The 24,469-nt window shown below is 69.8% G+C and carries 29 protein-coding genes; 15 read left to right on the plus strand and 14 right to left on the minus strand.

Going from position 1 to position 24,469, the window contains the following annotated elements; genetic code table 11:
• The 3 genes from purB (at nt 1) to ACOZ32_RS06825 (ending at nt 2,617) form a co-directional block, all read left to right on the plus strand.
• A complete protein-coding gene (gene purB / locus ACOZ32_RS06815) occupies nt 1-1,377 on the plus strand; it encodes an adenylosuccinate lyase (RefSeq protein WP_205251484.1) in 1,377 nt (458 codons plus the stop codon).
• 64 nt (nt 1,378-1,441) lie between these two features.
• A complete protein-coding gene (locus ACOZ32_RS06820) occupies nt 1,442-2,083 on the plus strand; it encodes a metallophosphoesterase family protein (RefSeq protein WP_010902262.1) in 642 nt (213 codons plus the stop codon).
• Nucleotides 2,084-2,119: 36 nt separating this feature from the next.
• On the plus strand, nt 2,120-2,617 hold the full coding sequence (locus ACOZ32_RS06825) for an NYN domain-containing protein (RefSeq protein WP_010902263.1): 498 nt from the start codon (nt 2,120-2,122) through the stop codon (nt 2,615-2,617).
• Here ACOZ32_RS06825 and ACOZ32_RS06830 read toward each other — a convergent pair whose 3' ends face one another.
• Nucleotides 2,618-2,806 carry a hypothetical protein gene (locus ACOZ32_RS06830; RefSeq protein WP_010902264.1) on the minus strand — a complete coding sequence of 63 codons (189 nt, stop codon included), beginning with the start codon at nt 2,804-2,806 and terminating at the stop codon, nt 2,618-2,620.
• A gap of 83 nt (nt 2,807-2,889) precedes the next feature.
• On the opposite strand from ACOZ32_RS06830, the gene ACOZ32_RS06835 reads away from it, so the two are divergent.
• Nucleotides 2,890-3,369, plus strand: coding sequence for a PUA domain-containing protein (locus tag ACOZ32_RS06835; RefSeq protein ID WP_205251485.1), 480 nt, complete (start codon nt 2,890-2,892; stop codon nt 3,367-3,369).
• A gap of 7 nt (nt 3,370-3,376) precedes the next feature.
• Here ACOZ32_RS06835 and ACOZ32_RS06840 read toward each other — a convergent pair whose 3' ends face one another.
• The gene (locus tag ACOZ32_RS06840) at nt 3,377-4,720 is read right to left on the minus strand and encodes a cytochrome P450 (RefSeq protein ID WP_205251486.1); all 1,344 of its coding nucleotides are present in this window, start codon (nt 4,718-4,720) and stop codon (nt 3,377-3,379) included.
• A gap of 116 nt (nt 4,721-4,836) precedes the next feature.
• Between ACOZ32_RS06840 and ACOZ32_RS06845 the strand changes: the two genes are divergently transcribed.
• Both ACOZ32_RS06845 and ACOZ32_RS06850 read left to right on the plus strand, forming a co-directional pair.
• Nucleotides 4,837-5,229, plus strand: a complete 393-nt coding sequence (locus ACOZ32_RS06845; protein WP_424335098.1) for a nascent polypeptide-associated complex protein — start codon at nt 4,837-4,839, stop codon at nt 5,227-5,229.
• Nucleotides 5,226-5,945, plus strand: coding sequence for a methyltransferase domain-containing protein (locus tag ACOZ32_RS06850; RefSeq protein ID WP_173362408.1), 720 nt, complete (start codon nt 5,226-5,228; stop codon nt 5,943-5,945). The genes ACOZ32_RS06845 and ACOZ32_RS06850 overlap by 4 nt, the downstream gene beginning before the upstream one ends.
• A 129-nt stretch (nt 5,946-6,074) precedes the next feature.
• On the opposite strand, the gene ACOZ32_RS06855 is transcribed toward ACOZ32_RS06850, so the two are convergent.
• A complete protein-coding gene (locus tag ACOZ32_RS06855; RefSeq protein ID WP_205251488.1) occupies nt 6,075-6,389 on the minus strand; it encodes a transcription factor S in 315 nt (104 codons plus the stop codon).
• Nucleotides 6,390-6,500: 111 nt separating this feature from the next.
• Here ACOZ32_RS06855 and ACOZ32_RS06860 point away from each other — a divergent pair, with 111 nt between their 5' ends.
• Nucleotides 6,501-7,763 carry an MFS transporter gene (locus ACOZ32_RS06860; RefSeq protein ID WP_010902270.1) on the plus strand — a complete coding sequence of 421 codons (1,263 nt, stop codon included), beginning with the start codon at nt 6,501-6,503 and terminating at the stop codon, nt 7,761-7,763.
• Here ACOZ32_RS06860 and ACOZ32_RS06865 read toward each other — a convergent pair whose 3' ends face one another.
• Nucleotides 7,764-8,534, minus strand: a complete 771-nt coding sequence (locus ACOZ32_RS06865) for an enoyl-CoA hydratase/isomerase family protein (protein ID WP_010902271.1) — start codon at nt 8,532-8,534, stop codon at nt 7,764-7,766.
• An 83-nt stretch (nt 8,535-8,617) separates the two neighbouring features.
• Between ACOZ32_RS06865 and ACOZ32_RS06870 the strand changes: the two genes are divergently transcribed.
• On the plus strand, nt 8,618-9,103 hold the full coding sequence (locus ACOZ32_RS06870; protein WP_205251489.1) for a DUF5797 family protein: 486 nt from the start codon (nt 8,618-8,620) through the stop codon (nt 9,101-9,103).
• A gap of 6 nt (nt 9,104-9,109) precedes the next feature.
• On the opposite strand, the gene ACOZ32_RS06875 is transcribed toward ACOZ32_RS06870, so the two are convergent.
• Nucleotides 9,110-10,135, minus strand: coding sequence for a DUF5787 family protein (locus ACOZ32_RS06875; RefSeq protein WP_205251490.1), 1,026 nt, complete (start codon nt 10,133-10,135; stop codon nt 9,110-9,112).
• Nucleotides 10,136-10,237: 102 nt separating this feature from the next.
• A complete protein-coding gene (locus tag ACOZ32_RS06880; protein WP_010902274.1) occupies nt 10,238-10,666 on the minus strand; it encodes a bis(5'-nucleosyl)-tetraphosphatase in 429 nt (142 codons plus the stop codon).
• Between the two features lie 123 nt (nt 10,667-10,789).
• Between ACOZ32_RS06880 and ACOZ32_RS06885 the strand changes: the two genes are divergently transcribed.
• Nucleotides 10,790-11,125, plus strand: a complete 336-nt coding sequence (locus ACOZ32_RS06885; RefSeq protein WP_205251491.1) for an uS10/mL48 family ribosomal protein — start codon at nt 10,790-10,792, stop codon at nt 11,123-11,125.
• A gap of 94 nt (nt 11,126-11,219) precedes the next feature.
• Here ACOZ32_RS06885 and ACOZ32_RS06890 read toward each other — a convergent pair whose 3' ends face one another.
• Both ACOZ32_RS06890 and ACOZ32_RS06895 read right to left on the minus strand, forming a co-directional pair.
• Nucleotides 11,220-11,486 (minus strand): DUF7513 family protein, encoded by a 267-nt coding sequence (locus tag ACOZ32_RS06890; protein WP_010902276.1) that lies wholly within the window; start codon nt 11,484-11,486, stop codon nt 11,220-11,222.
• On the minus strand, nt 11,483-13,048 hold the full coding sequence (locus ACOZ32_RS06895; RefSeq protein ID WP_010902277.1) for a Na+/H+ antiporter NhaC family protein: 1,566 nt from the start codon (nt 13,046-13,048) through the stop codon (nt 11,483-11,485). Before ACOZ32_RS06895 ends, ACOZ32_RS06890 begins: the two co-directional genes overlap by 4 nt.
• 96 nt (nt 13,049-13,144) lie before the next feature.
• Between ACOZ32_RS06895 and ACOZ32_RS06900 the strand changes: the two genes are divergently transcribed.
• Nucleotides 13,145-14,425, plus strand: coding sequence for an amidohydrolase (locus tag ACOZ32_RS06900; RefSeq protein WP_424335099.1), 1,281 nt, complete (start codon nt 13,145-13,147; stop codon nt 14,423-14,425).
• Between the two features lie 9 nt (nt 14,426-14,434).
• Here ACOZ32_RS06900 and ACOZ32_RS06905 read toward each other — a convergent pair whose 3' ends face one another.
• Complete coding sequence (locus ACOZ32_RS06905) at nt 14,435-15,805, minus strand: geranylgeranyl reductase family protein (RefSeq protein WP_010902279.1); 1,371 nt, start codon at nt 15,803-15,805, stop codon at nt 14,435-14,437.
• Between the two features lie 105 nt (nt 15,806-15,910).
• Between ACOZ32_RS06905 and ACOZ32_RS06910 the strand changes: the two genes are divergently transcribed.
• Nucleotides 15,911-16,240 carry a 2Fe-2S iron-sulfur cluster-binding protein gene (locus tag ACOZ32_RS06910; protein WP_205251493.1) on the plus strand — a complete coding sequence of 110 codons (330 nt, stop codon included), beginning with the start codon at nt 15,911-15,913 and terminating at the stop codon, nt 16,238-16,240.
• Nucleotides 16,241-16,242: 2 nt separating this feature from the next.
• On the opposite strand, the gene ACOZ32_RS06915 is transcribed toward ACOZ32_RS06910, so the two are convergent.
• Nucleotides 16,243-17,373, minus strand: coding sequence for an MBL fold metallo-hydrolase (locus ACOZ32_RS06915; protein ID WP_424335100.1), 1,131 nt, complete (start codon nt 17,371-17,373; stop codon nt 16,243-16,245).
• A gap of 59 nt (nt 17,374-17,432) precedes the next feature.
• On the opposite strand from ACOZ32_RS06915, the gene ACOZ32_RS06920 reads away from it, so the two are divergent.
• Complete coding sequence (locus ACOZ32_RS06920; protein WP_424335101.1) at nt 17,433-18,068, plus strand: rubrerythrin family protein; 636 nt, start codon at nt 17,433-17,435, stop codon at nt 18,066-18,068.
• 22 nt (nt 18,069-18,090) lie between these two features.
• Here ACOZ32_RS06920 and ACOZ32_RS06925 read toward each other — a convergent pair whose 3' ends face one another.
• Genes ACOZ32_RS06925 through ACOZ32_RS06935 form a run of 3 tightly spaced genes read right to left on the minus strand, consistent with a single transcriptional unit; the run spans nt 18,091 to nt 21,538 of the window.
• The gene (locus ACOZ32_RS06925) at nt 18,091-19,329 is read right to left on the minus strand and encodes a mandelate racemase/muconate lactonizing enzyme family protein (protein ID WP_424335102.1); all 1,239 of its coding nucleotides are present in this window, start codon (nt 19,327-19,329) and stop codon (nt 18,091-18,093) included.
• A gap of 37 nt (nt 19,330-19,366) precedes the next feature.
• Nucleotides 19,367-20,281 carry a dihydrodipicolinate synthase family protein gene (locus ACOZ32_RS06930; protein WP_205251496.1) on the minus strand — a complete coding sequence of 305 codons (915 nt, stop codon included), beginning with the start codon at nt 20,279-20,281 and terminating at the stop codon, nt 19,367-19,369.
• Nucleotides 20,282-20,329: 48 nt separating this feature from the next.
• On the minus strand, nt 20,330-21,538 hold the full coding sequence (locus ACOZ32_RS06935; RefSeq protein WP_285271493.1) for an HAD family hydrolase: 1,209 nt from the start codon (nt 21,536-21,538) through the stop codon (nt 20,330-20,332).
• Between the two features lie 87 nt (nt 21,539-21,625).
• On the opposite strand from ACOZ32_RS06935, the gene ACOZ32_RS06940 reads away from it, so the two are divergent.
• Genes ACOZ32_RS06940 through ACOZ32_RS06950 form a run of 3 tightly spaced genes read left to right on the plus strand, consistent with a single transcriptional unit; the run spans nt 21,626 to nt 23,776 of the window.
• Nucleotides 21,626-22,696, plus strand: a complete 1,071-nt coding sequence (locus tag ACOZ32_RS06940; RefSeq protein ID WP_010902286.1) for a glucose 1-dehydrogenase — start codon at nt 21,626-21,628, stop codon at nt 22,694-22,696.
• Nucleotides 22,693-23,331, plus strand: coding sequence for a transcriptional regulator GfcR (gfcR, locus tag ACOZ32_RS06945; protein WP_205251498.1), 639 nt, complete (start codon nt 22,693-22,695; stop codon nt 23,329-23,331). The genes ACOZ32_RS06940 and gfcR overlap by 4 nt, the downstream gene beginning before the upstream one ends.
• Nucleotides 23,332-23,371: 40 nt before the next feature.
• The gene (locus ACOZ32_RS06950; RefSeq protein ID WP_012289157.1) at nt 23,372-23,776 is read left to right on the plus strand and encodes a glutaredoxin family protein; all 405 of its coding nucleotides are present in this window, start codon (nt 23,372-23,374) and stop codon (nt 23,774-23,776) included.
• An 11-nt stretch (nt 23,777-23,787) separates the two neighbouring features.
• On the opposite strand, the gene phoU is transcribed toward ACOZ32_RS06950, so the two are convergent.
• On the minus strand, nt 23,788-24,468 hold the full coding sequence (gene phoU, locus ACOZ32_RS06955; RefSeq protein WP_205252452.1) for a phosphate signaling complex protein PhoU: 681 nt from the start codon (nt 24,466-24,468) through the stop codon (nt 23,788-23,790).
• Nucleotide 24,469 lies beyond the last annotated feature (1 nt).

The following is a 24,469-nucleotide window of genomic DNA, read 5'->3' on the forward strand; positions in this document are numbered from 1 at the left end:
ATGACCGACGACCACGCCCTGTACGCGGTGTCGCCACTCGACGGCCGGTACAGCGGCCGCACCGACGCGCTCGCGCCGTACGTCAGCGAGGCGGCGCTCATGCGGGCGCGCGTCGAAGTCGAAGCCGAGTACGTGCTCGCGCTCGCGGACCTCGACGCCGTCCCGCTCGAACTCGTTGGCGACGAACGCACCGCGCTCCGGGACGCCTACAAGACCTTCGACGCAGCCGACGCCGACCTCGTCAAGCGCATCGAGACCGAGGGCGCGCTCGGCCACGCCGCCACCAACCACGACGTGAAAGCCGTCGAGTACTTCCTGCGCGAGCACGCCCCGGCGCGCGCTCACTCCTGGATCCACTTCGGGCTCACCAGCGAGGACGTCAACAACCTCGCGTACCGGCTGCTCGTCGACGGCGCGATCACCGCCGTCCTCACGCCCGAGTTGCGCGGCCTCCGCGACGACCTCGTGTCGTTCGCACACGACTACGCCGACCTCCCGATGCTCGCGCGCACCCACGGCCAGCCCGCCACCCCGACGACGTTCGGCAAGGAGATGGCCGTCTACGCCGCCCGACTCGGGCGCGCGCTCGCCCGCATCACCGACGCCGTCGACGGACTCACGGGCAAGCTCGCCGGTGCCTCCGGCACCTGGGCGGCCCACACCGCGGCGTTCCCGGACGTGGACTGGCGGTCGTTCGCTGCGCGGTTCGTGGACTCCCTGGGGCTGGCGTACGCCGAACCAACCACGCAGGTCAACCCCTGCGACGACCTCGCGGCGGTGTTCGACGCGGTCGCGGGCGCGAACGGCGTCCTCGAAGACCTCGCGGTCGACGCGTGGCTGTACGTCTCCCAGCGCTACCTCGGCCAGGACGCCGCCGACGGCGAAACCGGCTCCTCGACGATGCCACACAAGGTCAACCCCATCGACTTCGAGAACGCCGAAGGCAACCTCGCGAAAGCCAACAGCGACCTCGGGTTCCTCGGTGACTCGCTCACCACCAGTCGCCTCCAGCGGGACCTCTCGGATTCGACGGTGAAACGCAACATCGGCGCGGCGTTCGCGCACTGCCTGCTCGCCTACCGCAAGCTCGGGGACGGCCTCGACGCAGTCACCCCCAACGAGGCGGTGCTCCGGGAGGACCTGCGCGCCAACCCCGAAATCATCGGGGAGGCCGTCCAGACGATCCTCCGGCGGGAAGGCCACGACGACGCCTACGAGCGCGTGAAAGCACTCACGCGGGGCGAACGCGTCTCCCTGGACGACTTCCAGGAGCTGTTTGCCAGCCTCGACATCGACGCCGACACCCGCGACGAACTGCTCGCGTTGACCCCCGAGCGCTACGTCGGCGTCGCCGCCGACATCGCGCGCGACGCCTGACGCGCCGCCGTTGGCGTCGCCGGTTCCGCGGGTTTTTTGCCGCGTGTCCCGTACCGGCGTCCGAATGCTGGTCCTCGGAGACGCGCACGCCACAACCCCCGGACGGCGCCGGGCACTGTTCGCCGCGTATCGCGCGGCCAACGAGTCCGTCGCCGTGCAGGCTGGCGACCTCATGTACTACGACCTCCCGGTGCAGACGTATTTCATCGGCGGCAACAACGAAGACTTCGACGCCATCGACGCCCTCCGCAACGGCCGCGTCGAGAGCGACGACGTCGCCAACGCCACGCTGCTGAACAGCACCGCCGCAACCGTCGACGGCCGCCGGGTCGCCGGCCTCACCGGGAACTACGCGCCGACCCAGTTCGACAAACCCCGGGCGGTGTTGCGCGGCGACCGCCGCCGGCATTTCGTCCGCAGCGACGTCGAGGCGGTCATGGACCTCGACGACATCGACATCTTCGTGGCACACGAAGCCCCCAACGGGCTCCCCGTCGAGGAGGACTACGACGTGGGCTGCCAGCACATCGACGACATCCTGGATGCCCTCCAACCGTCGCTGTGTCTGGTCGGCCACCACCACCAACACGCCGAATGCGACTACGGCGACACCCACGTCGTCGGCCTGGAGCCGGCCTGGGAGTCGTACTACGTCGTCGACCCCGACACGCTCGCCGTCACCCGCCACGACACGCCGCCCGCCTGACGTACATTCAAGACCGTGCGCCACCGAGGTAGATCCATGCCGCCGCTTCAGCCCGCCCAGCGGGTCGCTGTACTCGCTGACTCACAGAACCTCTATCACTCCGCACAGAGCGTTTACTCTCAGAACATCGACTACGCTGCCCTGCTGGACAAAGGCGTTCAGGACCGCGAACTCACGCGCGCCATCGCGTACGTGATTCGCGCCCAATCCGAGGACGAAGACCGGTTTTTCGACGCGCTCCGGGACATCGGCTTCGAGACGAAGATCAAGGCCATCAAGACGTTCGGCGACGGCTCGAAGAAAGCCGACTGGGACGTCGGCATGAGCCTCGATGCGGTGTCGCTGGCCGATCACATCGACACCATCGTGCTTTGCACCGGCGACGGTGACTTCTCCCGGCTGTGTCGCCACCTCCGCCACGAGGGGGTTCGCGTCGAAGTGATGGCTTTCGAAGAGTCGGCGGCGACGGAACTCGTCGACGCCGCGGACTCGTTTGTCGATCTCAGCGAGCGCACCGAGACGTTCCTGCTGTAGCTACACGACCCGGCCGTCGGTGCCCGTCATCCCCATCAGGATCGAGCCCAACGCGAGCCCAAGCGTTCCGGTTCCGGCAGCCACGAGCACCACCGTCGACGTGGTCGGCGTCTGGCTCGTCCAGAAGAGTATCGCGGCGCTTGCGAGCAACAGCACGCCCGCAACGGCGATCTTCGCGGTGTCGTTCATGCGCGTTCGTTACAGGCCAGCCCACATAAACGCGTTCACTCGGTCTCGAAGCCGCTTTACGCGCGGCCCACGCACGCCCAGACATGCAGGATGCCGGCATTCCGGCGCTTCGCACCGTCGCTGCCTACCAGTATGGGGCGGCGGCCGGGCGGGCGCTGTTCCCCGAAGACAAACCCCACCACGTGCAGCGGTCCAGCACCGGTCGCCCCCAGCAGATCCACCGCGACGACGGCGCGCGCCTCGTCTCCGTCGGGCTCGACGGCCGCCTCACGCTTGGCCCCGCCGGCGGCCAGCGACTGATCGACGCGCTCGCACACCCCCGGGCTCGCGTCGTCGTCGGCGACGAGAGCGAGCCGTTCGTGCGCGACGGCAAGAACGTGTTCGCGAAGTTCGTCACCGATGTCGACGACGACGCCCGCCAGGGCGACGAGCTCGCGGTGGTGCACGAGGACGGCCGCCTGCTCGCGGTCGGGCGCGCCGAACTCGACGCCGCGTCGATGCGGGACTTCGAGACCGGGATGGCGGTGTCGGTGCGGGCCGGCGTTCCCGCGACCGACGCGTAACGGCGGGCTACCGCGGCTCGACCCGCATCCGCATCTCCTGTTCGGGGTGGATCGTCAGCGACGGCACGAACGACAACGGGGTGTCGCCCTCGTACCGCAGCCGGTAGTCGCTGGCGACGGTCGCCACGATGAGTTTCGCTTCCAGCAGCGCCAGCTGTTTGCCGATGCAGTGACGCGGGCCGCCGCCGAACGGGAAGTACGCGAACCGCGGGCGGTCGGCGCGGCGCTCGGGCCGCCAGCGTTCGGGGTCGAACGCCTCGGGGTCGTCCCAGTGGTCCGGGGAGCGGTGGATCGCCCACTGCGGGAGCATGATGGGCGCGCCGGCCGGCACCTCCGAGCCGGCCAGCTCGACCGGCTCGATCGGCGTTCGAAAGACGTTGTAGACGGGCGGATACAGCCGCATCGACTCCTGGAGCACCCACTCAAGGTAGTCGAGATCCTGGAGCTGCGCGACGGTGGGCTGTGCGCCGTCGTCGAGCGCGTCGTCCAGTTCGGCGTGCAGCCGTGCCTCCACGTCGGGATGCTCGGACAGCAGGAACCACGTGTACGTCAGGGTCAACGCGGTCGTGTCGTGGCCCGCCAGCAGCGTCGTCATCACCTCGTCGCGGAGCCGATCCAGGGACTGCTCGCCGCGGTCGCGGGCGCGCAACAACACCGACAACAAGTCCATGGGATCGTCCCCGTCGCCCCCGCTGGCGGTCCCCTCGCGCGCAGCGACGATGTCGTCGACGAGATCGTCAAGCGTCGCGACCGCCGCCGCGTACTCCCGGTCGTCGGGCATCGGCAGCCACTCCGGCACTGCGAACCGCACGGGGTCCGGCTCGAAACGCGCGCCCACCGGCTCCAGGGCGTCCCCGATGGCGTCCACGCGCGCCTCGGGCAGCGACACGCCAAGCATCACGTCCAGGATCACGTCCAGGGTGATGTGTGTCATCGCCGCCTCCACGTCGACGGTGTCGCCGACCGGCCAGTCGTCGACCCTGTCGGCGGCGTGGGCGGCGATGTCCGCGTCGAACCCGGCGACGCGCGCCATCGAGAACGCCGGATTGGCGCGGCCGCGCTGCTCGCGCCACGATTCGCCCTCGCTCAACAGCAGGCCGTCCCCGAGCAGGTCGTCGATGGCGTCGGCCTGGAACTCCGGCTTCCGGAACTCGGCGGCGTCGCTCACGAGCAGCCGCTCGACGAGCGCGGGCTCGGTCACCACGTACGTCTCCATGGGTCCCATGTCGAAGGCCGCGATCCCGTCGTAGGCGCGCTCGACGCCCTCCAGAAACGCCGTCGGGTCGTCGGCGTACTGGCGGCTGCTTCCGAACACTGGGTCCCCGCGTGGCCCGGGTGGTGTGTCGTTCACGCCCGTGGGTTCGGGCTACACCACCAAAGCCACACGGCCCAGCCGATCCGACACACAGCCCCGCTGGCCGCGACAACTGCGTGGGGTTTTTGATCCCGCGCCGCGAGCGTCTACCCATGTTTGGAGGCGGCGGCATGAACCCCCGGAAGATGCAGCAGATGATGGAACAAATGGGCATCGACGTCGACGAGCTCGACGCCACGGAGGTCGTCATCTCGCTCGACGACGGCACCGAGGTCGTGTTCTCGGACCCCGACGTGACGAAGATGGACGCCCGCGGGCAGGAAACCTACCAGGTGCTCGGCGACCCGGTCGAGCGCGACGCCGCCGACGCCATCGAGGCCGCCCCCGCCGACGACAGCGACGACACCGACGACGATGACGCCATCCCGCAGGGCGACGTTGACATCGTCGTGCAGCGGGCGGGCGTCCCCGAAGACGAGGCGCGCGAAGCGCTCGACGCCGCCGACGGCGATCTAGCGGCCGCCATCGACCACGTAGACGAGTGATGTTGCTGGTGCGGGGGGACCGCGAGTTCCTCGTTGCCCCCGGCGAGGAGCTGCACACGGACCTCGGCGTCATCGAGGCCCCCGACGACCCCACCCCCGGGGAGACCGTCGAGACGCATCTCGGCGAACCGTTCACGGTCCGGGAGCTTCGCGGCCCCGACCTGTTCAACCACTTCGAGCGCACGGGCGCGCCGATGATGCCCAAGGACATCGGCCTCGTCATGGGCCACACGGGCGTCTCGGGCGCGGATCGCGTGCTCGACGCCGGCACGGGAACGGGCGTGCTGGCGGCGTACCTCGGGCGCGCCGGGGCGGACGTCACGACCTACGAGCAGGACGCCGATTTCGCGGCCGTCGCCCGCGAGAACATGTCGCTTGCCGGCGTTTCGGACGCCGTCTCGGTGCGCGCCGGCGATGTCACCGCGGACCTCGACGCGCTCGGCACGTTCGACGTGCTCACGCTGGACACCCAGGACGCCCCCGACGTTGTCGCGCACGCCGACGACCTTCTGGTGTCCGGCGGCCAGGTCGCCGTCTACTCGCCGTTCGTGGAGAACGCGCGCGCCACGACCCAGGCCGCCCGCGACGCCGGCCTCGTGGACATCGACGCCATGGAGACGATCCAGCGCCGCATGGACTTCGACGACCGCGGAAGCCGCCCGTCGACCGCGGGCGTCGGTCACACCGGCTACCTGTTGTTCGCCCGGAACCCGTAGCGGTCGTTCCGGGCGCTGACCCACGCCACCAATCCCGCGGGGTCAAGCCGGCCTGGTGGCGGTGGGGTCGGCCGGTGGCGCTGTTGGGCGCGTGTTTCGTCGTCGAAAAACTAGCCACACAACGGCCGCCTAGTTGTCGTCTTCGCGCCAGCGGTGCTCGCACTCCGTGCAGATGAAAAACCGCGTCTCGGACTCGTCGGCCGACCGGATCTGCTGCATATACCAGTGGGCTTCGTCGTTGCCACAGTCCGGGCAGACGACGCTCGTCGTCGGCAGGCCGCGGTCCTGGGCGTCGCTGACGTCGACGACCTCGGTCTCCTCCTGGCCTTCGGTGACGACGAAACTCGCCGACGGGTCCTTGGGTTGCTTGTGCCCGCAGCTGCTGCATACCCACAGCTCGTCGTCGGCTTTCATCATCGAGCCGCAGTCGTCGCAGAACTCCATGCTCCCCGGCTAGCACCGCGGGTCAGTTAAGCGTCGTGTTTCAGCGCCGACCAGACACGCTGCCTGCCCGGTCCCGAAGCATCAAACGCCGGGAACCCGAGTACACGCACAATGGGATTGTTGGATACGGATCGGCGCGTGCTCACGCTCGCACTCGCACGCATGGCCGACGCGCTCGGGAACTCGTTTCTCATCGTCTTACTGCCGGCGTACATCGGCGAAGGATACGTCGCCGTCGACTCGCTGACCGGGCCGCTGTCGGTCGCCGGGGTCTCCGTGCTGACGGTCACGCCGGCGCTCCTCATCGGGATCGTGCTGTCGACGTTCGGCTTCCTGAACAGCTTCCTGCAACCGTTCACCGGCCGGCTCTCGGACCGCACGGGCGTTCGAAAGCCGTTCATTCTCGGCGGCCTGGTGTTGCTCGCGCTCGCGTCCGGCGCGTACGCGTTCGTCTCCGACTACCGGCTCCTGTTGGTGTTGCGCGCGCTCCAGGGCATCGGCGCGGCGCTCACGGTGCCCGCCACGGTCGCGCTGGTCAGCGAACTCGGCACCACCGAGACCCGCGGCAGCAACTTCGGCGTGTTCAACACCTTCCGCCTGATCGGGTTCGGGTTCGGCCCCATCATCGCCGGCGTGGTGCTCGAAGTGTTCAGCTTCAACGCCGCGTTCGGCGTCGCCGCCGCCGGCGCGCTCACGAGCTTCGTGCTCGTCGAGCTCACCGTCGACGAACCCGACACCGACGGCGCGGACGCCGGCGACGACCTCTCGATCGCGGTGCGTGGCGACGACGCCGTCCTCGACCCCGTGTTCGCGCTCGGCATCGCCACCGTCGCCATGGGGATCTGCATCGCGATGTTCGCAACCCTCGAAGCCAAGATCAACGGCAAACTCGACCAGTCGTCGATCCTGTTCGGCGCGGAGTTCGGCGCAGTCACGCTCGCCAACGTCATGTTCCAGGTGCCCATCGGCACCGCCAGCGACACCTACGGCCGCCGGCCGTTCATCATCGCGGGGTTCATCATCCTGATCCCCGCCACGATCGCGCAGGGCTACGCGCCGACCCCCGCCACCATGATCCTCGCGCGCTTCGTGCAGGGGATCGCCGTCGCGGCGGTGTTCGCGCCGTCGCTTGCGGTCGCGGGCGACCTCGCGGGCGCCGGCGAATCCGGGAGCACGCTGGCGGTGCTCACGATGGGGTTCGGACTCGGCACCGCGATCGGGCCGCTGGCGTCGGGGTTCCTCGCCGCGTACGGCCTCGCGACACCGTTCCTCATCGGGGGCGTGCTGGCGGCGCTCGCGCTAGCCGTCGTCTACACGCAGGTGTACGAAACCGTCCCGGACGCCACGGCGGTCTCGGCATCGACGGGTGACTGACTACTCGAAGTCGGGATCGCGGTCTTCGAGGAACGCCTGCATGCCCTCCTGTTGGTCGTGGCTCCCGAACAGGCCCGCCCAGGTCCGCGCCTCGAACTCCAGGCCCGCCGACAGGGTCGTTTCGTGGCTGGTGTTGATGGCGTCCTTGGCGGCGCGCATCGCCGCCGCGGGTTGGGCGGCGAGATCGCGCGCCAGCGACGCCACGTGGTCGTCGATCTCCGCCGCCGGCACGACCTCGCCGACGAGGCCGTGCTCGCTGGCGTCCGCGGCGCTCAGCCGGTCGCCGAAGTAGATCATGCGGCGCGCGGTCTCGTCGCCGACGATCCGGGGCAGGCGCTGGGTGCCCCCCCAGCCGGGGATGATGCCGATGTCGATCTCGGTCTGCCCGAGGATCGCGTCCTCGCTCGCAACCCGCAGATCGCAGGCCAGCGCCAGCTCCATGCCGCCGCCGAACGCGTACCCGTCGATCGCGGCGACGACCGGTGCCGGGAACGACTCGATGGCGTCGGCGACGCTGTGCCCGAGTTCGGCGTACGCCTGCGCCTCCGCGGTGTCCATCTCCACCATGTATGAGATGTCCGCGCCCGCGATGAACGCGTCGTCGCCGGCGCTGGTGAGCACGACGGCGCGCGCGCCCTCCGACTCGGCGGTGTCGAGGGTGTCACGCAGCGCGTGCAGCGTCGCCACGTTCAACGCGTTCAGGCTGTCCGGGCGGCTGATCGTGATCGTTGCAACGCCGTCGTCGACCGCAAGCGCAACGGTGTCGCTCATGACAGTGGGCACGCGGCCCCCGGGCAAAAGGCTCCGGGGTCCGGTTCGCAAATCCAATATACCGGCTGCCCGAACGACGCCACATGACACTCTCCGCGGAGGCCCACGAGCGCCTGGCGGACCTCGTGGCGCTCCAGCCAACGAAAAACAGCGACCTCCAGGACCGCTGGGGGTTGGACTCCGGCAGCGCCGTCCACCAATACCTCGAATCCCACCTGCGGGAGTACTACTACCGCGACGAGGACTCGATGATCCGCGCGACCGCCGAAGCGTCGACGCTCGTGGGCGACGACGACGCCGACGAGGCGCCCGCCGTCCACATGTCCGACACCGAGCGCCTCGTGTTCGACGTCATCGCCGGCCCCGAGGACCGCTCCCAGAGCGTCGTCTCGGTGCTCCACGCCGTCCAGGACGAACACGGCGCGGACGCCGACGGCCTCGACGCCGGGGGTGTGCGGCGCGCGCTCCAGACGCTCAAGCGCAAAGGCATCATCGAGGTGGAGAACCGAACCGTGCCGACCTTCCGGCTGGCCGTCCCCCGCCAGGAGGTCACCATCGCCGACGACTGACGCCGGTCACTCGCGGCGGCGCTGCCGCCGGTCGGCGAGCACCGCCTGCACCGTCGCCCCAGGCCCGCCCTCGATCGGCCAGCCGTGCTGGCGCCACCCCGGCGGCTCCGGCTCGTAGTCGGCACACGACCCCCCGCATTCGGCCGCCGACTGCTCGCGGGCTTTCGCCGCGCACGCCGGCACGTAGCCGTGCGCGCCGTCGACAAGCCGGAACTGCCGGCAGTCCGGCCGCATCGTGTCGACGTACGACCGCCAGCCGCGCTCGAAGGCGCGCTCCGCGATCGCCAGGCGCGTGTGTGCCTTCCAGTCGGCATCGACGTACTCGAAGCCGGTGGCCGGCCGGTCGGCACCGTCGGCCGGCCGGCTGGTGAGCCGCGTGCCCGACGCCGCCGTGGCCAGCCCGTGGGGCAGCCACTCCACCGTCGCCGTCCAGTCGTCGTCGAACACCAGGATCCCGGCCTCCACCGGGAGGTCCGCCAGCAGCGCGCGCTGGACGCCGCCCGCCGCGTCGTCGGCCGTCGCCACCCACACCTCGTCGGCGAGCCCCAGCGCCACGTCCCGCCGGAGCTGTGTGGTCAGCGCGTCCGCCGCCGACGCGTCGAGGTCCGGCTTGTTCTCGATGGCGACGATCCGGCGCACCCACTCCGGGTACGCCATCGCCCGCCGGATCTCGATTTTGTTGCCGTCCCGTCGGGTCTCCAGGATGCCGCGGTCGCTCGCCCGGTGGACGGCCTCCCGCACGTACCGCCACGGATACTCCGGCGTGGGGAGCGCGTCCCGGTAGAACGCCCAGTCCGTCGGCGCGTGCCGGACGACGTGCAGGAGGTCGGCGTCGAGGCGCTGCGCGCCGAACTGCGCGCGCCGGCGGAGTCCCTCGGGGTCGACCTCCAGGATGATCGTGTCCCAGCGCCGCCGCTTCGTCCCGAGCTGGCGCGCGACGATCCGTGGCGCGCCGTCGCGCTCGGGCCGCCAACACGCCTCCGCCCACGCGCACACTCGCAGCTCGAAGCCGAACTCGTGGCCGACTGTCACGGCTGGACTGCGGTCGCGGACCGGCGTCTGTCTTTCGGCGCGCCGGCGGCCCCGCGGCTGGTCGCTGTCCGGACTGTGCGTCGGCCGACCGCCGGGCGGCGGTCAGATGTCGGCGTCCTCGTCGATGAACACGTGGGCGTCTTCGAGGATCTCCCGGGGGCCATCTTGGGTGATGGTGTTGACCGCCTGGTCGTAGTCGCGCCACTGCAGGTCCGAGTGTTCGTTGGACAGCTCCGCGCTGGCCTCGAAGGACTTCGCGATGAACAGATGCACCGTCTTGTGGATCCGGTCACCGTTGGCCTCGAACACGTAGTCGTACTCGTCGCGGAAGCCGTCAACGAGGCGGAAATCCTCGATCCCGGCTTCCTCCTGTACCTCTCGAATCGCCGTCTGCTGGAGCTCCTCGTCCCCCTCCACGCCGCCTTTCGGGAACTCCCAGTCCCCGGGACGGCTCTTCAGGAGGAGGTACTCGCGCCGGTCCCGCGTGTCGCGGAACAGGATCGCGCCGGCGCTGGTCGCTTCGACCGTCATTACGGTCCGGTAGTGCAGCGGCGGTTAAGTCAATGTCGGAGTGGGGGTGGCTCGCACGCCGCCACGATCAAACACACGGTTTAACACGGTGGGTCACCTCACTCAGGGGTAGCACCCCCAGCGATGACCTTCGTTACAAAACTCTCTCTGGAAAGCGGGGACCGAACGGCGCTCGACGCCGTCGTCTCCGACATCAAGGAAACGTGTCGACGAAAAGGCGCTCGACTCAAGGGCCCACACTCCGACGCTCCGGCCGAGATCCGCGTGCCGCTGTACGCCCGTCTCGGCGGCGATCCCGCGGAGAAAACCAACGACTGGCAGTACACGGTCTACCGACGCCGCGTCGAACTGCACGGCCACGACGACCTCGCCCGCGACATCATGGAGCGGGACTTCCCGGCCAGCGTCCACGTTGAGGCCGAAGTCGAGCGCATCGAGCCACTCGGGTCCTCCGTCTGAGGCCGCCCGCCTTGGTTCCCGTTGTTCCACTCGACCAGCGGCAGCGCTGGCCGGCGTTCGGTCTTCGGGCCGCCCGAAAAAAGAAACGCGCCGCTTAGAACGCGCTCTCGCCGACCGTTTCGAGGTAGTCGGCCTCGCCGACGTGGTCGTCGGTGTCGAAGCCCGTGACCCGTAGTCGTACCTTCGTGTCGAGCGCGTCCGCGGGCGCGCCGTCCAACCGCAGTGTCGAATCACCGACGCGCACGACGTGCGCGCCGTCCGCGCGCCCCGTGACGAACAGCTCCAGTTCGTCGCCGGCATCGAAGCGCGGCGTGTTCGACCGGAACGTCAACCCCGCCAGGTACTTCTCGAGGATGCTCATGCGCGCGCCACCTCCTCGCTCTCGCGGTCACTGATGTACTCCAGGCCGAAGCCAGTCAGCGCCGAGAACACGAACACCCCCACGAGCAGCCACCCGTGGAAGACGAACGGCACGACTTCAGTGGGGTCGACCACCATTCCCCGGGTGAACCAGTCGTACTTGGTGGGCAGGTCCGCCAGCGCTGCGTAGCCGACGAGCACGCCACCCGACCACGGGAAGATGTACCCGAGCGCGCTCGTGTTCGCGTCCAGGATGTTCGCACGCCGGTAGCTGTTGATGTTGAATCGTTCGCCGAGGCGCGCGATGTACGGCGCGATCGCGATCTCGGCGGCGGTGTTGATCGTGATCATGGAGTTCACGAACGCGGTGCCAAGCACCATCGTGAGTTCGGCGCGTCGCACCGTCGTCGCCACCGACTCAAGCAGGAAGTCCTGGATCGCGCGGAAGCCGCCCCCGCGGATCATGATCTGTGCGCCGGCCACGATTAGCAACACGAGCACGATCAGGGGGAAAAACCCCTGCGCACCAGCGTACAGGCTGCCACCGACGCTGCTGGTGACGCCCTCGGGGCTGGTGTTGATGGCTTCGACGAACGGCAGCACGGAGAGCTCGCGTGCGATCCAGAGGCTGTCGCTGGCGCGGAACACCAGCATCTCCGAGACGTCCGCCAGCCCGAACACGACGTTCAACACGAACGCCACGACGATCCCCCAGGAGATCGCTTCGACGATGTGGCGGCCGGCGATGGCGGTGCCGATGACCGTGGCCATCGACAGCAGGTGCAGGAGGCCAGTGGGCCCGACGTTCGACCCCAGGATGGCGCTCGCGTCGCCCGCAACCGAGATGCCGTCCATCACCGCGCCGGCACCCAGGTACGCGGCAAACGACAGCACGGCTGCGACGCCCGCGTACTTGAATCGGGACGCCACCACACCGCCGATGTCGGCGTCCTGCGTGACCGCCGATACGATGGTGGTGTCGCTGACCGGCGCGAGGTTGTCCCCGAAGACCGCGCCGGAGAGGATCGCCCCGAACAGCAACGCGGGGTTCGCGCCGAGTGCGACCCCCGCCGGGAAGAACAGCGCGGTGAACGCGACGGTGGTCCCGTACCCGGAGCCGATGCCGGTCGCCAGCAGCCCCGCAAGGATGAACGTCGCTGCCGGGAACACCGCGCCGCCGATGCCGGCCGCCTCCGCGGCCCACACCAGCCCGGAGACGAACTGTCCCGTCTGGATGGTTTCGGCGAACATGCCCGCCCACAGCCACGCGACGATCGCGGTGGCCGCGACCCGCTGGGTCATCCCCGCGAAGATCGTGTTCGCGTATCCGGCCCACGATCCCTTCACGAGGAACATGCCGAAGATGAGCGCCACCAGCATTCCCGCCACGAGTCCTGTGGTGTCGCTGACTCGGAGCACGCCGCTCTGTACGATCGCCCATACAACAAAGAAGACGAGCGGGAACGCGCTCGCCAGTTTGCCGCCGTAGAAGTCGATTTCGGGCTCGGAGTCGTCCCCCGCAGACACTCCCCCATCGAACCCGTCCGTCTGGTCAGTACTCATTCTGCTACGGTTGCTAATTCCCTGGCAGCGGGAAATATGTTACTGGGCCTCTGAGCGACTCCCACATTTAAACTGTCACCGGACGCCACATACCGTATGGACTACACTGATCCTGCGGTGCTGACTCGACTCCGACGCGACCTCCACGGGATCCCCGAGCCGGCGTGGTGTGAGTTCCAGACGACCGCTCGCGTCGTCGACGCCTGCGAGGACATCGGCGTCGACACACTCCACGTCGGCCCGCAGGCCGTGGCGTCCGACGCGCGCATGGCGGTGCCGGACGACGACACGCTCGCCGACTGGCGGGCAACCGCCCGGGACGCGGGCGTCGACGAGGCGCTGCTCGACTCGATGGCGGGCGGCCACACGGGCGCGATCGCGGTCCTCGACCGCGGCGAAGGCCCGACAGTGGGGCTGCGCGTGGACATCGACGCGCTGTACGTCACGGAAAGCGAGGCTGACGACCACCACCCCGCGGCCGCGGGGTTTCGATCCGAGCACGACGGCTGCATGCACGCCTGCGGCCACGACGGCCACGCCACCATCGGCGTCGGCGTGCTCGCGGCGGTCGCCGACAGCGACTTCCAGGGCACGCTGAAGGTCGTCTTCCAGCCCGCCGAGGAGCGCGCCGGCGGCGGCAAACCAATCGCCGAGAGCGGCCACCTCGACGACGTCGACTATCTGTACGCCGTGCACCTGGGCCTGGATCACCCCACCGGGGAGGTGGTTGCCGGCGTCGACGGCTTCCTCGCGGTCAGCCACCTGCGCGCCGACTTCACCGGGGCCGGCGCACACGCCGGCTCCCACCCCGAGGACGGCCGCAACGCCATCCAGGCGATGGCGACGGCGATCCAGAACCTCCACGCGATCCCGCGCCACGACGGCGGCGCAACCCGCGTGAACGCGGGCCGCGCCGGTGGCGGCACGGCACCCAACATCGTCCCCAACAGCGCCTTCCTGGAGGGGGAGGTGCGCGGGGAAACGACGGCGCTGATGGAGTACATGAAATCACACGCCGACCGCGTCGTCCGGTCGGCGGCGGAGATGCACGACTGCACCGTCGAAACGGCGACCGAGGGGCAAGCCCCGAGCGCGGAAAGCGACCGCGAGCTCGCAGCCTGCTTCGGGGCGGTCGCTGCCGACCGGGCCGGCGTTGATTCCGTCCTCGACAGCGACGCCCTCGGCGGCAGCGAGGACGCCACCTACCTCATGCGTCGCGTCCAGAACACGGGCGGCATGGCGTGCTACGTCTGTGTCGGCACCGACCACCCCGGCGGCCACCACACGCCGACGTTCGACGTCGACGAGCAGTCGCTTCGGATCGGCGTCGGCGCGCTCGCCACCGCGATCACGCGGGTCGCGGAGACGCGGCCCTGACGCCCCCTGTCAGTATTTGGCGTCCGCGCCCGTCACGTCGTACACTGACTGCATGATGTCGTCGCGGCGGGCCTGCCAGTCGGCGAGCCCGTCGGGGGAACTCGGATACGCCCGGTAGTGATCGAGCAGCCGGTCGGCCTGCTGTTTCGCGCGGTAGAAATCCATGATCTCCGACCAGTACCCGAAGGACTTCAGCGCCGTCACCAGCTTGAGCTTGAGCCCGAACTGGGTGCTGCCGTCGTAGAGCGCTTCGGCCAGCTTCTGGCCGGGCAGCGCCGCCAACAGCCCCATCAGGTCGTCGACGTCGATGGCCGTCGACATGATGTTGTAGACGTCCAGGGCGGCGTACCGCGCGCCGAAGTGGTCCATGACGTGCTCGTTGTACTCCCACAGCATCGATTCGGACACGTCGCCGGTTTCGGCGGCGCGGATCGCGCGCTCGCCGGCGTAGGTGCCGGCGTACGCCGCGCCCGCGATGCCGCCGCCGGTCGTCGGGTTGACGTGACCCGCGGCGTCCCCGACCGCCATGAACCCGGGTGCCGTCGCGGAGTCGTAGGGCCGCCGCGTCGGCAGCGCCGCCCCGAGCTTGTCGGTGACTTCAGCCCCCTCGAACTCGGGGCGCTGCTGGAGGTCGGCCTTCAGGTCGTCGACCAGCGTCATCGGCTCCTCGGTCATCTGGAACCCCAGCCCGGCGTTGATCTCCGTGTCCGTGCGCGGGAAATACCAGAGGTAGCCGGCGGCGCGATCCGTCGGCTTGAACACGAGCGCGTCGTCCCACTCGACGGGCTCGGGCACCTCCACGATCTCCCGGTACGCCGAACAGAACTGCGAGTACGAGACGTTCGTGTCGAAGGTCGCCCCCGACACGTCGACTTTGTCCTGGAGGATCGACAGCGACCCCGCGGCGTCGATCACGATGTCGCCGGTGAACTCGTGGCCGCGCCCGTCACGGATGCCAGTGACGCCCGTGACCCGGCCGTCGTCGTCCTGGATGACCGACTCCACGACGGTGTCGTAGCTGAACGTGACACCGGTGCGCTCGGCACCGTCGATCACGCACCGGCCGTACTCCCGGCGGTCGATGACCGCAAGCTCCCCCGGGACGGGGATGTTGAGGACGGTGTCCTCGCGGGGGATCTCGAACCGGCCGTGGTCGACGCCGGTGTTCGTGAACGCGGGTTCGAGTTGGGATTTCGGGATCACATCGGGGAAGTTGTCCGCGCCCTTGAGGGCGTCCCCACACGCGATGTGCCCGGCTTCCGACGCCGATTTCCGCTCGACAACGACGACGTCGTAGCCCGCGTCGGCGACCGTCGCCGCGGCATAGCAGCCAGCGGTTCCAGCGCCAACAACGACGACGTCGTACTCGTGAGCAGGCATACTCGCGAGTTGCCGTCCGCGAGCAAAACTCTTTATGACGACACCGACGGCCCGCGCTCGCAGGGTGGAAAGCGTTTTGTCCACACTCCTGCAAGCGTGGGCCGTATGACCGAGTACACCGTGGAGTTCGCCGGCACCGGCGAAACCATCGAGGTGTCGGACACCGAAACGATCCTGAAGGCGTGTCTGCGGGAGGGCATCGCCCAGGAGTACTCCTGTCGGGTCGGCATGTGTCTGGCGTGCTCCGCGAAAATCGAATCGGGCGATGTCACCCAGCCGGCCGCCCGCGGCCTCACCGACGCGGAAGCCGACGAGTACGCCCTGACGTGTATGGCGCGCCCACAGACGGATCTCGTACTCGACCGCGGGAAGTACCCGCCCAGCATCGAGGAGGAGGCTGCGGTCGCCGACCAGGCCGCCGCCGACGACGACTGAGCTCAGTCACCCGACACCGCGCAGTTGTTCGGCCCCCGCTCCAACGCCAGGGTGTCCTCGTCGATCGCCGTCTCGCCGAGGTTCACCGCCACGATCGCCTCGTCGTTCGCGGGCCGCGGCGGCAGCCCGGTGGTCACGTGATCGACGAACGCCGCTCGATCCAGATCCAGCATCGACAGCTCCGCCGCAACGGCCGCCAGCGACCCCACCACCCCGCCGTCGCGTCCGTCGTGGGTCGTCGATGGGGTGACGTGGCCGGGCATCACCCGCCGCTCGTCCGCGGTCGCGGTCAGCGCCCCGAGCGTGTCGTACTGGCGGCCCGCGAGCTCGCGGGCCGCGTCGGCGTCCTCCAGGTCGGGGCGGCCGACACCGTCCAAGAACAGGCAGTCCCCCGTCAGGAGGTCGTCGCCCCACGAGAACACGAGGTGTTCGGACGTGTGTCCGGGGGCGTGCGTGACCCCGAGCGTGCGGTCGCCGACCGCGATCTCGTCCCCGTCGGTCGCGAGCACGTCGGCGTCCACCGCCAGGCCGCGCTCGGTCGCGCCGGCCGGGAGCACGCGCGCGGCGGCCGTCGCATCGGCCACCCCCCTCACGCCCGACACGTGGTCGGCGTGCACGTGCGAGTCGATGGCGTGTGTGATCGTCGCGTCGCGGGCGGCCGCCGCCTCGACGTAGGCGTCGACGGCCGCCGCCAGCGGATCCACGACCGCCGCCGCGTCGCCGTCCACGAGCAGGTACGACAGGCAGCCACTCGACGGGCGTTCGAACTGCACCACGCCGTTGCCGAGGTCGTGGCTGGTGACGAACGCCCCCCAGGCGTCCATTCCGCCCTCCAGGTTCACGGCGTCGACGCCCTCCGCGCGGAGGGATTCGGCGACCTCCGCGCTGGCCTCACCGACCGCACAGACAACGACCACCGGCTCCCTGAGACCGTCCGGAACCACGCTCGCTGCGTCGCCGCTGACACCGGCGGCAACGACCTCCATGTAGGGAGTGTGTCGCGCCGTCACGCCGGGGCCGTCGACGCACCACGCGTCGAACTCCGCGCGGTCACGAACGTCGAGCACGTCTACCTCGCGGTCCGCCTGGAGCCAGTTGTAGAGATCACGAACCGACACCGTGGGTGCAGGCATACGCGCCCCTACATCGCCTGGGGGCAAAAGCTCACGTTCACCGGCGACCAACCCACCCCATGAACGCCGAGCGTTTCCCGGACGCAGTCGCGGACCGCACACGCACCGCCCTCGACCGCCTGGGGTCATCCAAGCGCCTGGTTGCGATCACGGGCGCGGACCTCACCACGCCGACGGTGCTCGCGCGCGCCGCCGCCAGCGAGGCCGCCGCCGCCGACACCTTCGACGCGCTCGCCGCCGCCGCCGACACCGACGCCGCAGCCGCCGCCTGCGACTCGTTTGCCGCCACCGAACGGGACCACTACGACCGGGTCACGGCGGCGCTCGACGCCGACGACGCCGACACGGCGGCCGACCCGGGCGCGGTCCACGACTACCTCCGCGAGCGGCCCGACGACACCACCCGCCTCGGCGCGGTGGTCGGCCGCGGGCTGGTCGCCGACCGCACGCTCGCGCAGTTCGTGGGCTTTTTCGTCAACGACGCCGCCCACGACCGCGCGGACCTGTTCCGTGACCTCAGACGCGACACCAGCGCCGACACCGCCGACGCCGCCGCCGCGCTGGCGTCGTGTTGCGACGGCGACGACGACTGGGCGCGCGCCGCCGATGCCGCCGCCGACGCCGTCGACGCCGCCTACCAGGAGTACGTCGCCGCCCTCAACGGGATGGGCGTCGACGCCAAGTCGGTCTGCTGATCGCTGTCCCGGCGCGCCGCGGTCACGCCTCGTCGAACAGGGTTTCGCCGTCGACCATGTGTTCCTCGACGGCGTCCATGTCCAGGGTGATGCCCAGCCCCGGCCGTTCGGGCACCTCGATGGAGCCGTCCTCGATGACGTCCTCTGCGACGAGATCGCTCCACCAGCCCAGTTCGTAGGAGTGGTACTCGACGGCCAGCGCGTTCGGGATGGCGGCCCCGACGTGCGCGCTCGCCATCGTCGCCACCGGCGAGGCGACGTTGTGCATCGCCACCGGAACGTAATACTGGTTCGCCACGTCCGCGATCTTCCGCGTCTCCCGCATCCCACCGACCTTCGGGAGGTCGGGCGCGACGATGTCGACGGCCTGGTTCTCGATGAGGCGGCGCGCCTCCGTCACGCGATACCGGTTCTCCCCGACCGCGATGGGCGTCGCCGTGGACTCGGTTACGGACGCCTGGACGTCGAGGTTCTCGGGGGGTACCGGGTCTTCGAGCCACCACACGTCGTACGCCTCAAGCTCCGCCGCGAGGCGCTTGGCGCTCCCGCCGGAGAACGTCCAGTGGCAGTCGAAGGCAACGTCAGCCCGGTCTTTCACGCGCTCCGTGACCGCCGCCACGATGTCGGCCTTGTGCCGGATCTCGCCCGGGCGCAGGTGGCGGTTCGCGCGGTCCTTCTCCAGCCCGCTGGGGACGTCCAGGTCGAACTTGAGGGCGTCGTAGCCGAGATCGTCGACCACGCGCTCGGCCTCGTCGGCGCACGCCTCGGGGTCGGCCTCCGCCGCCGTGTGGCAGTCACAGTACACCCGCACCTCGTCGCGGTATTTCCCGCCGAGCAGCTGGTAGGCGGGGACGCCCAGGACCTTCCCGGCGAGGTCGTGGAGCGCGACCTCGATGCCCGAGATCGCGGTCACCGTGACGCCTTCCACGGAGCCCTCACCGCTCATCTTCTGGACGAGGTGCTCGAACAGCCGGTCGATGTCCAGGGGGTTCTCGCCCACGACGAACGGCGTCATGCGCTCGATGAGCTCGGGGACGCCGGCCCCCCAGTAGGCTTCCCCTGTCCCGACGACGCCCGCGTCGGTGTAGACGCGCACCAGCGTCCACGGGAAGTTCCCGTCCACCATCGTGGTCTGGACGTCCGTGATTTCGAGATCCCGCGGTGCGGGCCGACCGCTGTCCGCGCCCATCGTCTCGGCGGACAGCTCGCGCATGGTGTACTCCGCGTTCGGATCGTGGAGGTCCGCGTAGTCCTCGCTCATGGCTGCGCGTTCGCCCGCCACGGTGTAAAACTCCTGCTCACAGCAGCCCCAGGTCGGCGAGGTCCGCTTCGAGCGCCGCCCGGTCGTCGTCGTCCAGCCCGCGCAGCGGCGACCGCAGCGGCCCGGCGTCGAACCCCCGCAGCCCCAGGGCGGCCTTCACGCCCGCCATGTAGGGGCCGCGCTTGAGCGCTGCCCGCACCTCGTAGACGGTGGACTGGCGCGCCCTGGCGCGCTCGCGGTCGCCCTCGTCGTAGGCCTCGTACAGCCCCACCACCAGCTCCGGGGCGACGTTGGCGACGGCCGACACCAGCCCCGCACAGCCCACGTCCAAGCCCGGCGCAAGCAGGGAGTCCGAGCCCGCCAGGAACGTCAACTCGGGGTGGGCGTCGACGGCCTGCCCCAGCCACGGCACGTCCTTCGAGGAGTCTTTGACCCCCGCCAGGGCGTCGATCTCCGCCAGCGCCGCCAGCGTCTCCAGGGACAGCTCGTTGCCCGTCTTCGACGGGATGTGGTAGACGTACACCGGGCAGTCGACGGCCGCCGCCACCCGCCGGTAGTGTTCGACGGCGGCCGTACCGTCCAGCGGGTAGTAGAACGGCGTCACGACCACGACCCCGTCGGCACCGACCGACGCGGCGTGTTCGGCGTGGGCGACCGTCTGGCGCGTGGACGGCGCGCCGACGCCCGCGATGACCGGCACCTCGCCCCCGACCTCGTCGACGACCGCAGTCACGACGCGGTCGCGCTCACTCGGGGTCAACAGCGGGAACTCGCCGTTCGTCCCCAGCGGGAACACCCCATGTACGCCCGCATCCACGACCATGCGGGCGTGGTCGGCGGTGGTGTCGGCGTCGAGGCTCTCGTCCGCGTCGAAGGCGGTTACAACCGGCGGAACGACGCCATGCAGTCCCAGTGGGTCCCCGCTGCCCGGGGCCGGCGCGTGCGTTGGCATGCGTGTGTGGTGTGCGGCGACCAGCATAAGCGCCGCGGGCCACGCCCGCTACGCGAACTGCGCCAGCGCCCACGCCGTCCGGAGGATTTCGTCCGCCGCGCCGGCGTCGAAGACGAGTTCGTCGGTCGTCGCCACGTGCTCCAGCACGCGCGTCGAGGCGTGCTCGGGTGCGGCAGCGATGCCGCTGTCGTGGTCGTCGACGTGCTCCATCACCCGCAGGTCGCTTTTCGAATCCCCCATCACGAGCGCGAACGGATCCGCCACCCCGAGCACGTCCAGGGCCGCCTGCACCCCAACCACCTTGTTCAGTTCCCGGGACGCGATCTCGGCGGCGTCCCCCTCGTAATACCCCACGTCGATCCGCGACAGCGTTTCGGCCGCCGCCTCGCCGAGCGCGTCGGCGTCGCCGACGGCGGCCGAGGACGCCGCGACGACCGCCGCGATCTCGGGGTCGGCGTCCGCGTAGTACGCCCGCACGGCCGCCGGGTCCGCGCCCACGCAGTCCGCCAGCAACCCCAACAGATGCACGAGCGCGCTGTCGATGAGCGCGCGGGCGCGCTCGCTGCCGGTCTCGTAGTTCGGCTTGAGCGTGACGTTGAACTCGTTGCCCTGGAGGTGACACCCCCGCCGGATGTCCTCGGGGGCCGCCGTGTGCACCCGCGAGCGCACGTCGTCGAACACGCCCCGCACGTCGTCGCCGAGGTCCTCGTACAGCAGCCGCTTCGTGTCCGCGCCGTGGCCCGGCGTGAACACGCCCGTCCCGGCCTCGTACACCACCGACAGCCGCCCGGAATGCACGAGCTCGTTGCCCAACCCCTGGCTCAAAAACCCCTTGACGTTTTCCAGCGTCTGCCCCGTGCAGATGACGATGGGGACGCCCGCCTCGTGGAACTCCGTGAGCAGATGCAGCGTGGCCCGCGGGATCTCGTTGTCCGTGCTGCCCGCCGACCGCAGCGTCTCGTCGACGTCCAAGACCAGCACGTTGACCGCCCGCCCGTACTTGCCGTAGAGGTCCAGGGCGGTGAACGCCTGGTCGCGGGTGGCCCGCGCCGCCACGTCGGCGAACGCGTCGTGGGCCGGGAACGCCGCCCTGATCTCGTCTTTGTGCGCCGCCAGCTCGTCGCTTGCTGACTCCCAGTACTGCAGTGCAACCGGCGAATCGACTGGCGGCGCGAGGTCCACGAACTCCTGGTGGGCGCGCAGGCTCTCGGTGTCGAACTCGTCGTAGAGCGTGTACAACCGGTCGTGCAGCTGCATGCCGGACCGAGGGCTGGGGTCCACTTCAACCCCCGCCGCCGCCCACAGTCCCACCCGTTTAATTCGTCCACGGAGAACACACCCACCATGGACGCAATCGTCGTCTCGAAGGCCGACCGCACACCACGGCTGGTCGACCGGCCCCGTCCGGACCCAACACCCGGCTCGGTGCTCGTGCGCACGCTCCGCGTCGGCGTCGACGGCACCGACCACGAAGTGATCGCCGGCACCCACGGCGGCTTCCCCGAGGACGCCGACGAGCTCGTGCTCGGCCACGAAGCCATCGGCGTCGTCGCGGATCCGACCGACACCCGGTTTTCCGCGGGCCAACTCGTCGCGCCGACCGTGCGCCGACCGCGGGGCGACCCCACCCCGCAGTTCGACCGCGGCCAACCCGACATGGCGGCCCCCGGCACGTACGTCGAGCGCGGCATCGACGGCGCCGACGGGTTCATGGCCGACTACTTCACCAGCCCCGCGGACGCGCTCGTCGCGCTCCCCGACTCGCTTGCCGCCCACGGCTTCCTCACGGAACCGGTGTCGGTCGCCGAGAAAGCGATCGAACTCGCGCTCGCTTCGCGGTCGGCGTTCGACTGGCGGCCGGACTCCGCGCTCGTGTTGGGCAACGGCTCGCTCGGCCTGCTCACGCTCGCCATCCTCGCCGCCCGCGACGACACCGAGACGCTCTACTGTCTCGGCCGCCGCAGCCGCCCCGACCCGACGATCGACATCATCGAGCGACTCGGCGCGACCTACATCGACTCCCGCACCACGCCGGTCGCCGACATCCCCGCCGCCCACCAGCCCGTCGACATGGTGTACGAAGCCACCGGACACGCGAAACACGCCTTCGACGCCATCGACGCGCTCGCCCCCGCCGGCGTCGCTGCCCTCCTCGGCGTTCCCGCCGCCGGCTGGACGTTCGAAGTCCCGGGCAGCGACCTCCACCGCAGCCTCGTCCTGGAGAACAAGGCGGTGGTCGGCAGCGTCAACTCCAACGCCCGCCACTTCCGCGCCGCCGCCGACACGCTGGCCGCCCTCCCCGACTGGCTGTGTGACGCCATCGTCACCGGCGTCCACGACACCGCAGCGTTCGCGGACGCGTTCCGGGACGGCGAAACCTCCATCAAGACGGCCGTTCAATTCGACACCCGATGAAGAACGTCGACGACCTCATCGACGACGCAGCAGCGCTCGCGGACCGCGGCCTCTCCCGCGGCGAAATCGCCGACGAACTCAACGTCTCCCGGGAAACCGCGTCGTGGCTCGTCGAGCGCGCCGACACCAACGCGTCCGTCGCCGCCACCGACACCGACGACAGCCCCCGAGACGTCCACGTCGACTGGAGCACCATCGGCGAAGCCGGCGCCCGGCTGTCCGCCATCGGGGTCGCGCTCGCCGACGCGCTCCGAGATCACAGCCACGACGTCGATCTGGTCGTCGGCATCGAGAAGGCCGGCGTTCCGCTCGCCACGGCCACCGCCAACGAACTCGGGACCGACCTGGCGACCTACACGCCCCGCAAACACCAGTGGGACGAAGGCGACATGGCCGACCTTGGCGGCAGCTTCTCCCGGAACTTCGCGTCCGTCGAGGACCGCGACTGCTTCGTGGTTGACGACACCGTGACCTCCGGCACGACGATCACCGAAACCATCCAGGCCGTCCGAGAGGCCGGCGGAACACCGGTGGCGTGTGGCGTCCTCGCGGACAAACAAGGCCTCGGCGACGTCGACGGCACGCCGATCGAAGCGCTGTTGCAGGTCATCCGCGTTGGCAGCGGCGACGACTGACAGAGCAAGGCCTTTCCTCGCTGCCCCCCGACGGTGGGACATGGCCTTCGATCCGCTCGACTCGTCGATGGCACAGGACGCCGTCGACGACATCGTTGACGCCGCCATCGAGAACAACGAGGTCGTGTTGTTCATGAAGGGCACGCCCGCCGCCCCCCAGTGTGGGTTCTCCGAGCGCGCCATCCGACTGATCTCCGACTACCGGCCGGACGTCCACACCGTTGACGTCCTCCAGAGCACCGACGAGTTCCGGGCCGCCCTGGAGCGCCACAGCGGCTGGGAGACCACCCCACAGGCGTTCGTCGACGGGTCGTTCGTCGGCGGCAGCGACATCCTCGCGGAGCTCGCCGACCGCGGCGACCTCGCGGACGAACTCAACGCCGATGGCGTCGACACGACCGCCGACGACGCCGCGCTTGACGCCGACATCGACGCGCCGTTCTAACGGGGCCGTCGCTAGTAGATCAGCTCGTCGTCGTTGTCGACCATGTACACCGTTCGCGCCGAGATGTTGACGGCGTGGTCGCCCACGCGTTCGAGGTCCCGGACGGTCAACAGCAGCCGCGAAACGTCCTGCATCAGCGCCTCGATCTCGGCGTCGTCGGTGGCGGCGTCGATCTCGGTCTCGATCAGATCACGGATCACCGTCTGTGAGGCGCTCCGACACCGCTCGTCGATGTCGTCGTCGCGCTCGGCGATCGCGTAACACGCCTCGACGTCCGCGCTCGCGTACGCCGCCATCGCGTCGGTCACCATCTCGATGGTTCGGTCGCCGATCGCCTGCACGTCGACCTCGGGGAACATGTCCCGGTCGGCGTCCAGCGTGTACTCCGCGAGGTTCGCCGCCAGGTCGCCGATGCGCTCCAAGTCGGTGATGATCTTGAACGACGACGCGATCAGTCGCAGGTCGCCCGCGACCGGCTGCTGGAGCGCGAGCAGGTCGATGCAGTCGTCTTCCAGATCCAGATACAGCTGGTTGATCTCGTCGTCGCCGTCGATGACCTGCCAGGCGGCGTCGTCGTCTTTCCGGGCCATCGCCTCCAACGCCATCCGGAGCCGGTCGGTGACCACTTCGCTCATGTACAGGACGTCGTCGCGCAACGTGTCGAGTTTCTCCTGGTAGCTGTCTCGTGCCATA

Origin of the sequence: Halobacterium sp. MBLA0001 (assembly GCF_049705385.1) — an archaeon.
Taxonomy (GTDB): domain Archaea; phylum Halobacteriota; class Halobacteria; order Halobacteriales; family Halobacteriaceae; genus Halobacterium; species Halobacterium salinarum.

Bases quoted from the DNA above. Each gene is read 5' to 3' on its own strand.
- purB (WP_205251484.1), top strand. From the start codon at position 1: ATGACCGACGACCACGCCCTGTACGCGGTGTCGCCACTCGACGGCCGG.
- ACOZ32_RS06820 (WP_010902262.1), top strand. From the start codon at position 1,442: ATGCTGGTCCTCGGAGACGCGCACGCCACAACCCCCGGACGGCGCCGG.
- ACOZ32_RS06825 (WP_010902263.1), top strand. From the start codon at position 2,120: ATGCCGCCGCTTCAGCCCGCCCAGCGGGTCGCTGTACTCGCTGACTCA.
- ACOZ32_RS06830 (WP_010902264.1), bottom strand. From the start codon at position 2,806: ATGAACGACACCGCGAAGATCGCCGTTGCGGGCGTGCTGTTGCTCGCA.
- ACOZ32_RS06835 (WP_205251485.1), top strand. From the start codon at position 2,890: ATGCAGGATGCCGGCATTCCGGCGCTTCGCACCGTCGCTGCCTACCAG.
- ACOZ32_RS06845 (WP_424335098.1), top strand. From the start codon at position 4,837: ATGTTTGGAGGCGGCGGCATGAACCCCCGGAAGATGCAGCAGATGATG.
- ACOZ32_RS06855 (WP_205251488.1), bottom strand. From the start codon at position 6,389: ATGGAGTTCTGCGACGACTGCGGCTCGATGATGAAAGCCGACGACGAG.
- ACOZ32_RS06860 (WP_010902270.1), top strand. From the start codon at position 6,501: ATGGGATTGTTGGATACGGATCGGCGCGTGCTCACGCTCGCACTCGCA.
- ACOZ32_RS06865 (WP_010902271.1), bottom strand. From the start codon at position 8,534: ATGAGCGACACCGTTGCGCTTGCGGTCGACGACGGCGTTGCAACGATC.
- ACOZ32_RS06870 (WP_205251489.1), top strand. From the start codon at position 8,618: ATGACACTCTCCGCGGAGGCCCACGAGCGCCTGGCGGACCTCGTGGCG.
- ACOZ32_RS06880 (WP_010902274.1), bottom strand. From the start codon at position 10,666: ATGACGGTCGAAGCGACCAGCGCCGGCGCGATCCTGTTCCGCGACACG.
- ACOZ32_RS06885 (WP_205251491.1), top strand. From the start codon at position 10,790: ATGACCTTCGTTACAAAACTCTCTCTGGAAAGCGGGGACCGAACGGCG.
- ACOZ32_RS06890 (WP_010902276.1), bottom strand. From the start codon at position 11,486: ATGAGCATCCTCGAGAAGTACCTGGCGGGGTTGACGTTCCGGTCGAAC.
- ACOZ32_RS06895 (WP_010902277.1), bottom strand. From the start codon at position 13,048: ATGAGTACTGACCAGACGGACGGGTTCGATGGGGGAGTGTCTGCGGGG.
- ACOZ32_RS06900 (WP_424335099.1), top strand. From the start codon at position 13,145: ATGGACTACACTGATCCTGCGGTGCTGACTCGACTCCGACGCGACCTC.
- ACOZ32_RS06905 (WP_010902279.1), bottom strand. From the start codon at position 15,805: ATGCCTGCTCACGAGTACGACGTCGTCGTTGTTGGCGCTGGAACCGCT.
- ACOZ32_RS06910 (WP_205251493.1), top strand. From the start codon at position 15,911: ATGACCGAGTACACCGTGGAGTTCGCCGGCACCGGCGAAACCATCGAG.
- ACOZ32_RS06915 (WP_424335100.1), bottom strand. From the start codon at position 17,373: ATGCCTGCACCCACGGTGTCGGTTCGTGATCTCTACAACTGGCTCCAG.
- ACOZ32_RS06920 (WP_424335101.1), top strand. From the start codon at position 17,433: ATGAACGCCGAGCGTTTCCCGGACGCAGTCGCGGACCGCACACGCACC.
- ACOZ32_RS06925 (WP_424335102.1), bottom strand. From the start codon at position 19,329: ATGAGCGAGGACTACGCGGACCTCCACGATCCGAACGCGGAGTACACC.
- ACOZ32_RS06930 (WP_205251496.1), bottom strand. From the start codon at position 20,281: ATGCCAACGCACGCGCCGGCCCCGGGCAGCGGGGACCCACTGGGACTG.
- ACOZ32_RS06935 (WP_285271493.1), bottom strand. From the start codon at position 21,538: ATGCAGCTGCACGACCGGTTGTACACGCTCTACGACGAGTTCGACACC.
- ACOZ32_RS06940 (WP_010902286.1), top strand. From the start codon at position 21,626: ATGGACGCAATCGTCGTCTCGAAGGCCGACCGCACACCACGGCTGGTC.
- gfcR (WP_205251498.1), top strand. From the start codon at position 22,693: ATGAAGAACGTCGACGACCTCATCGACGACGCAGCAGCGCTCGCGGAC.
- ACOZ32_RS06950 (WP_012289157.1), top strand. From the start codon at position 23,372: ATGGCCTTCGATCCGCTCGACTCGTCGATGGCACAGGACGCCGTCGAC.
- phoU (WP_205252452.1), bottom strand. From the start codon at position 24,468: ATGGCACGAGACAGCTACCAGGAGAAACTCGACACGTTGCGCGACGAC.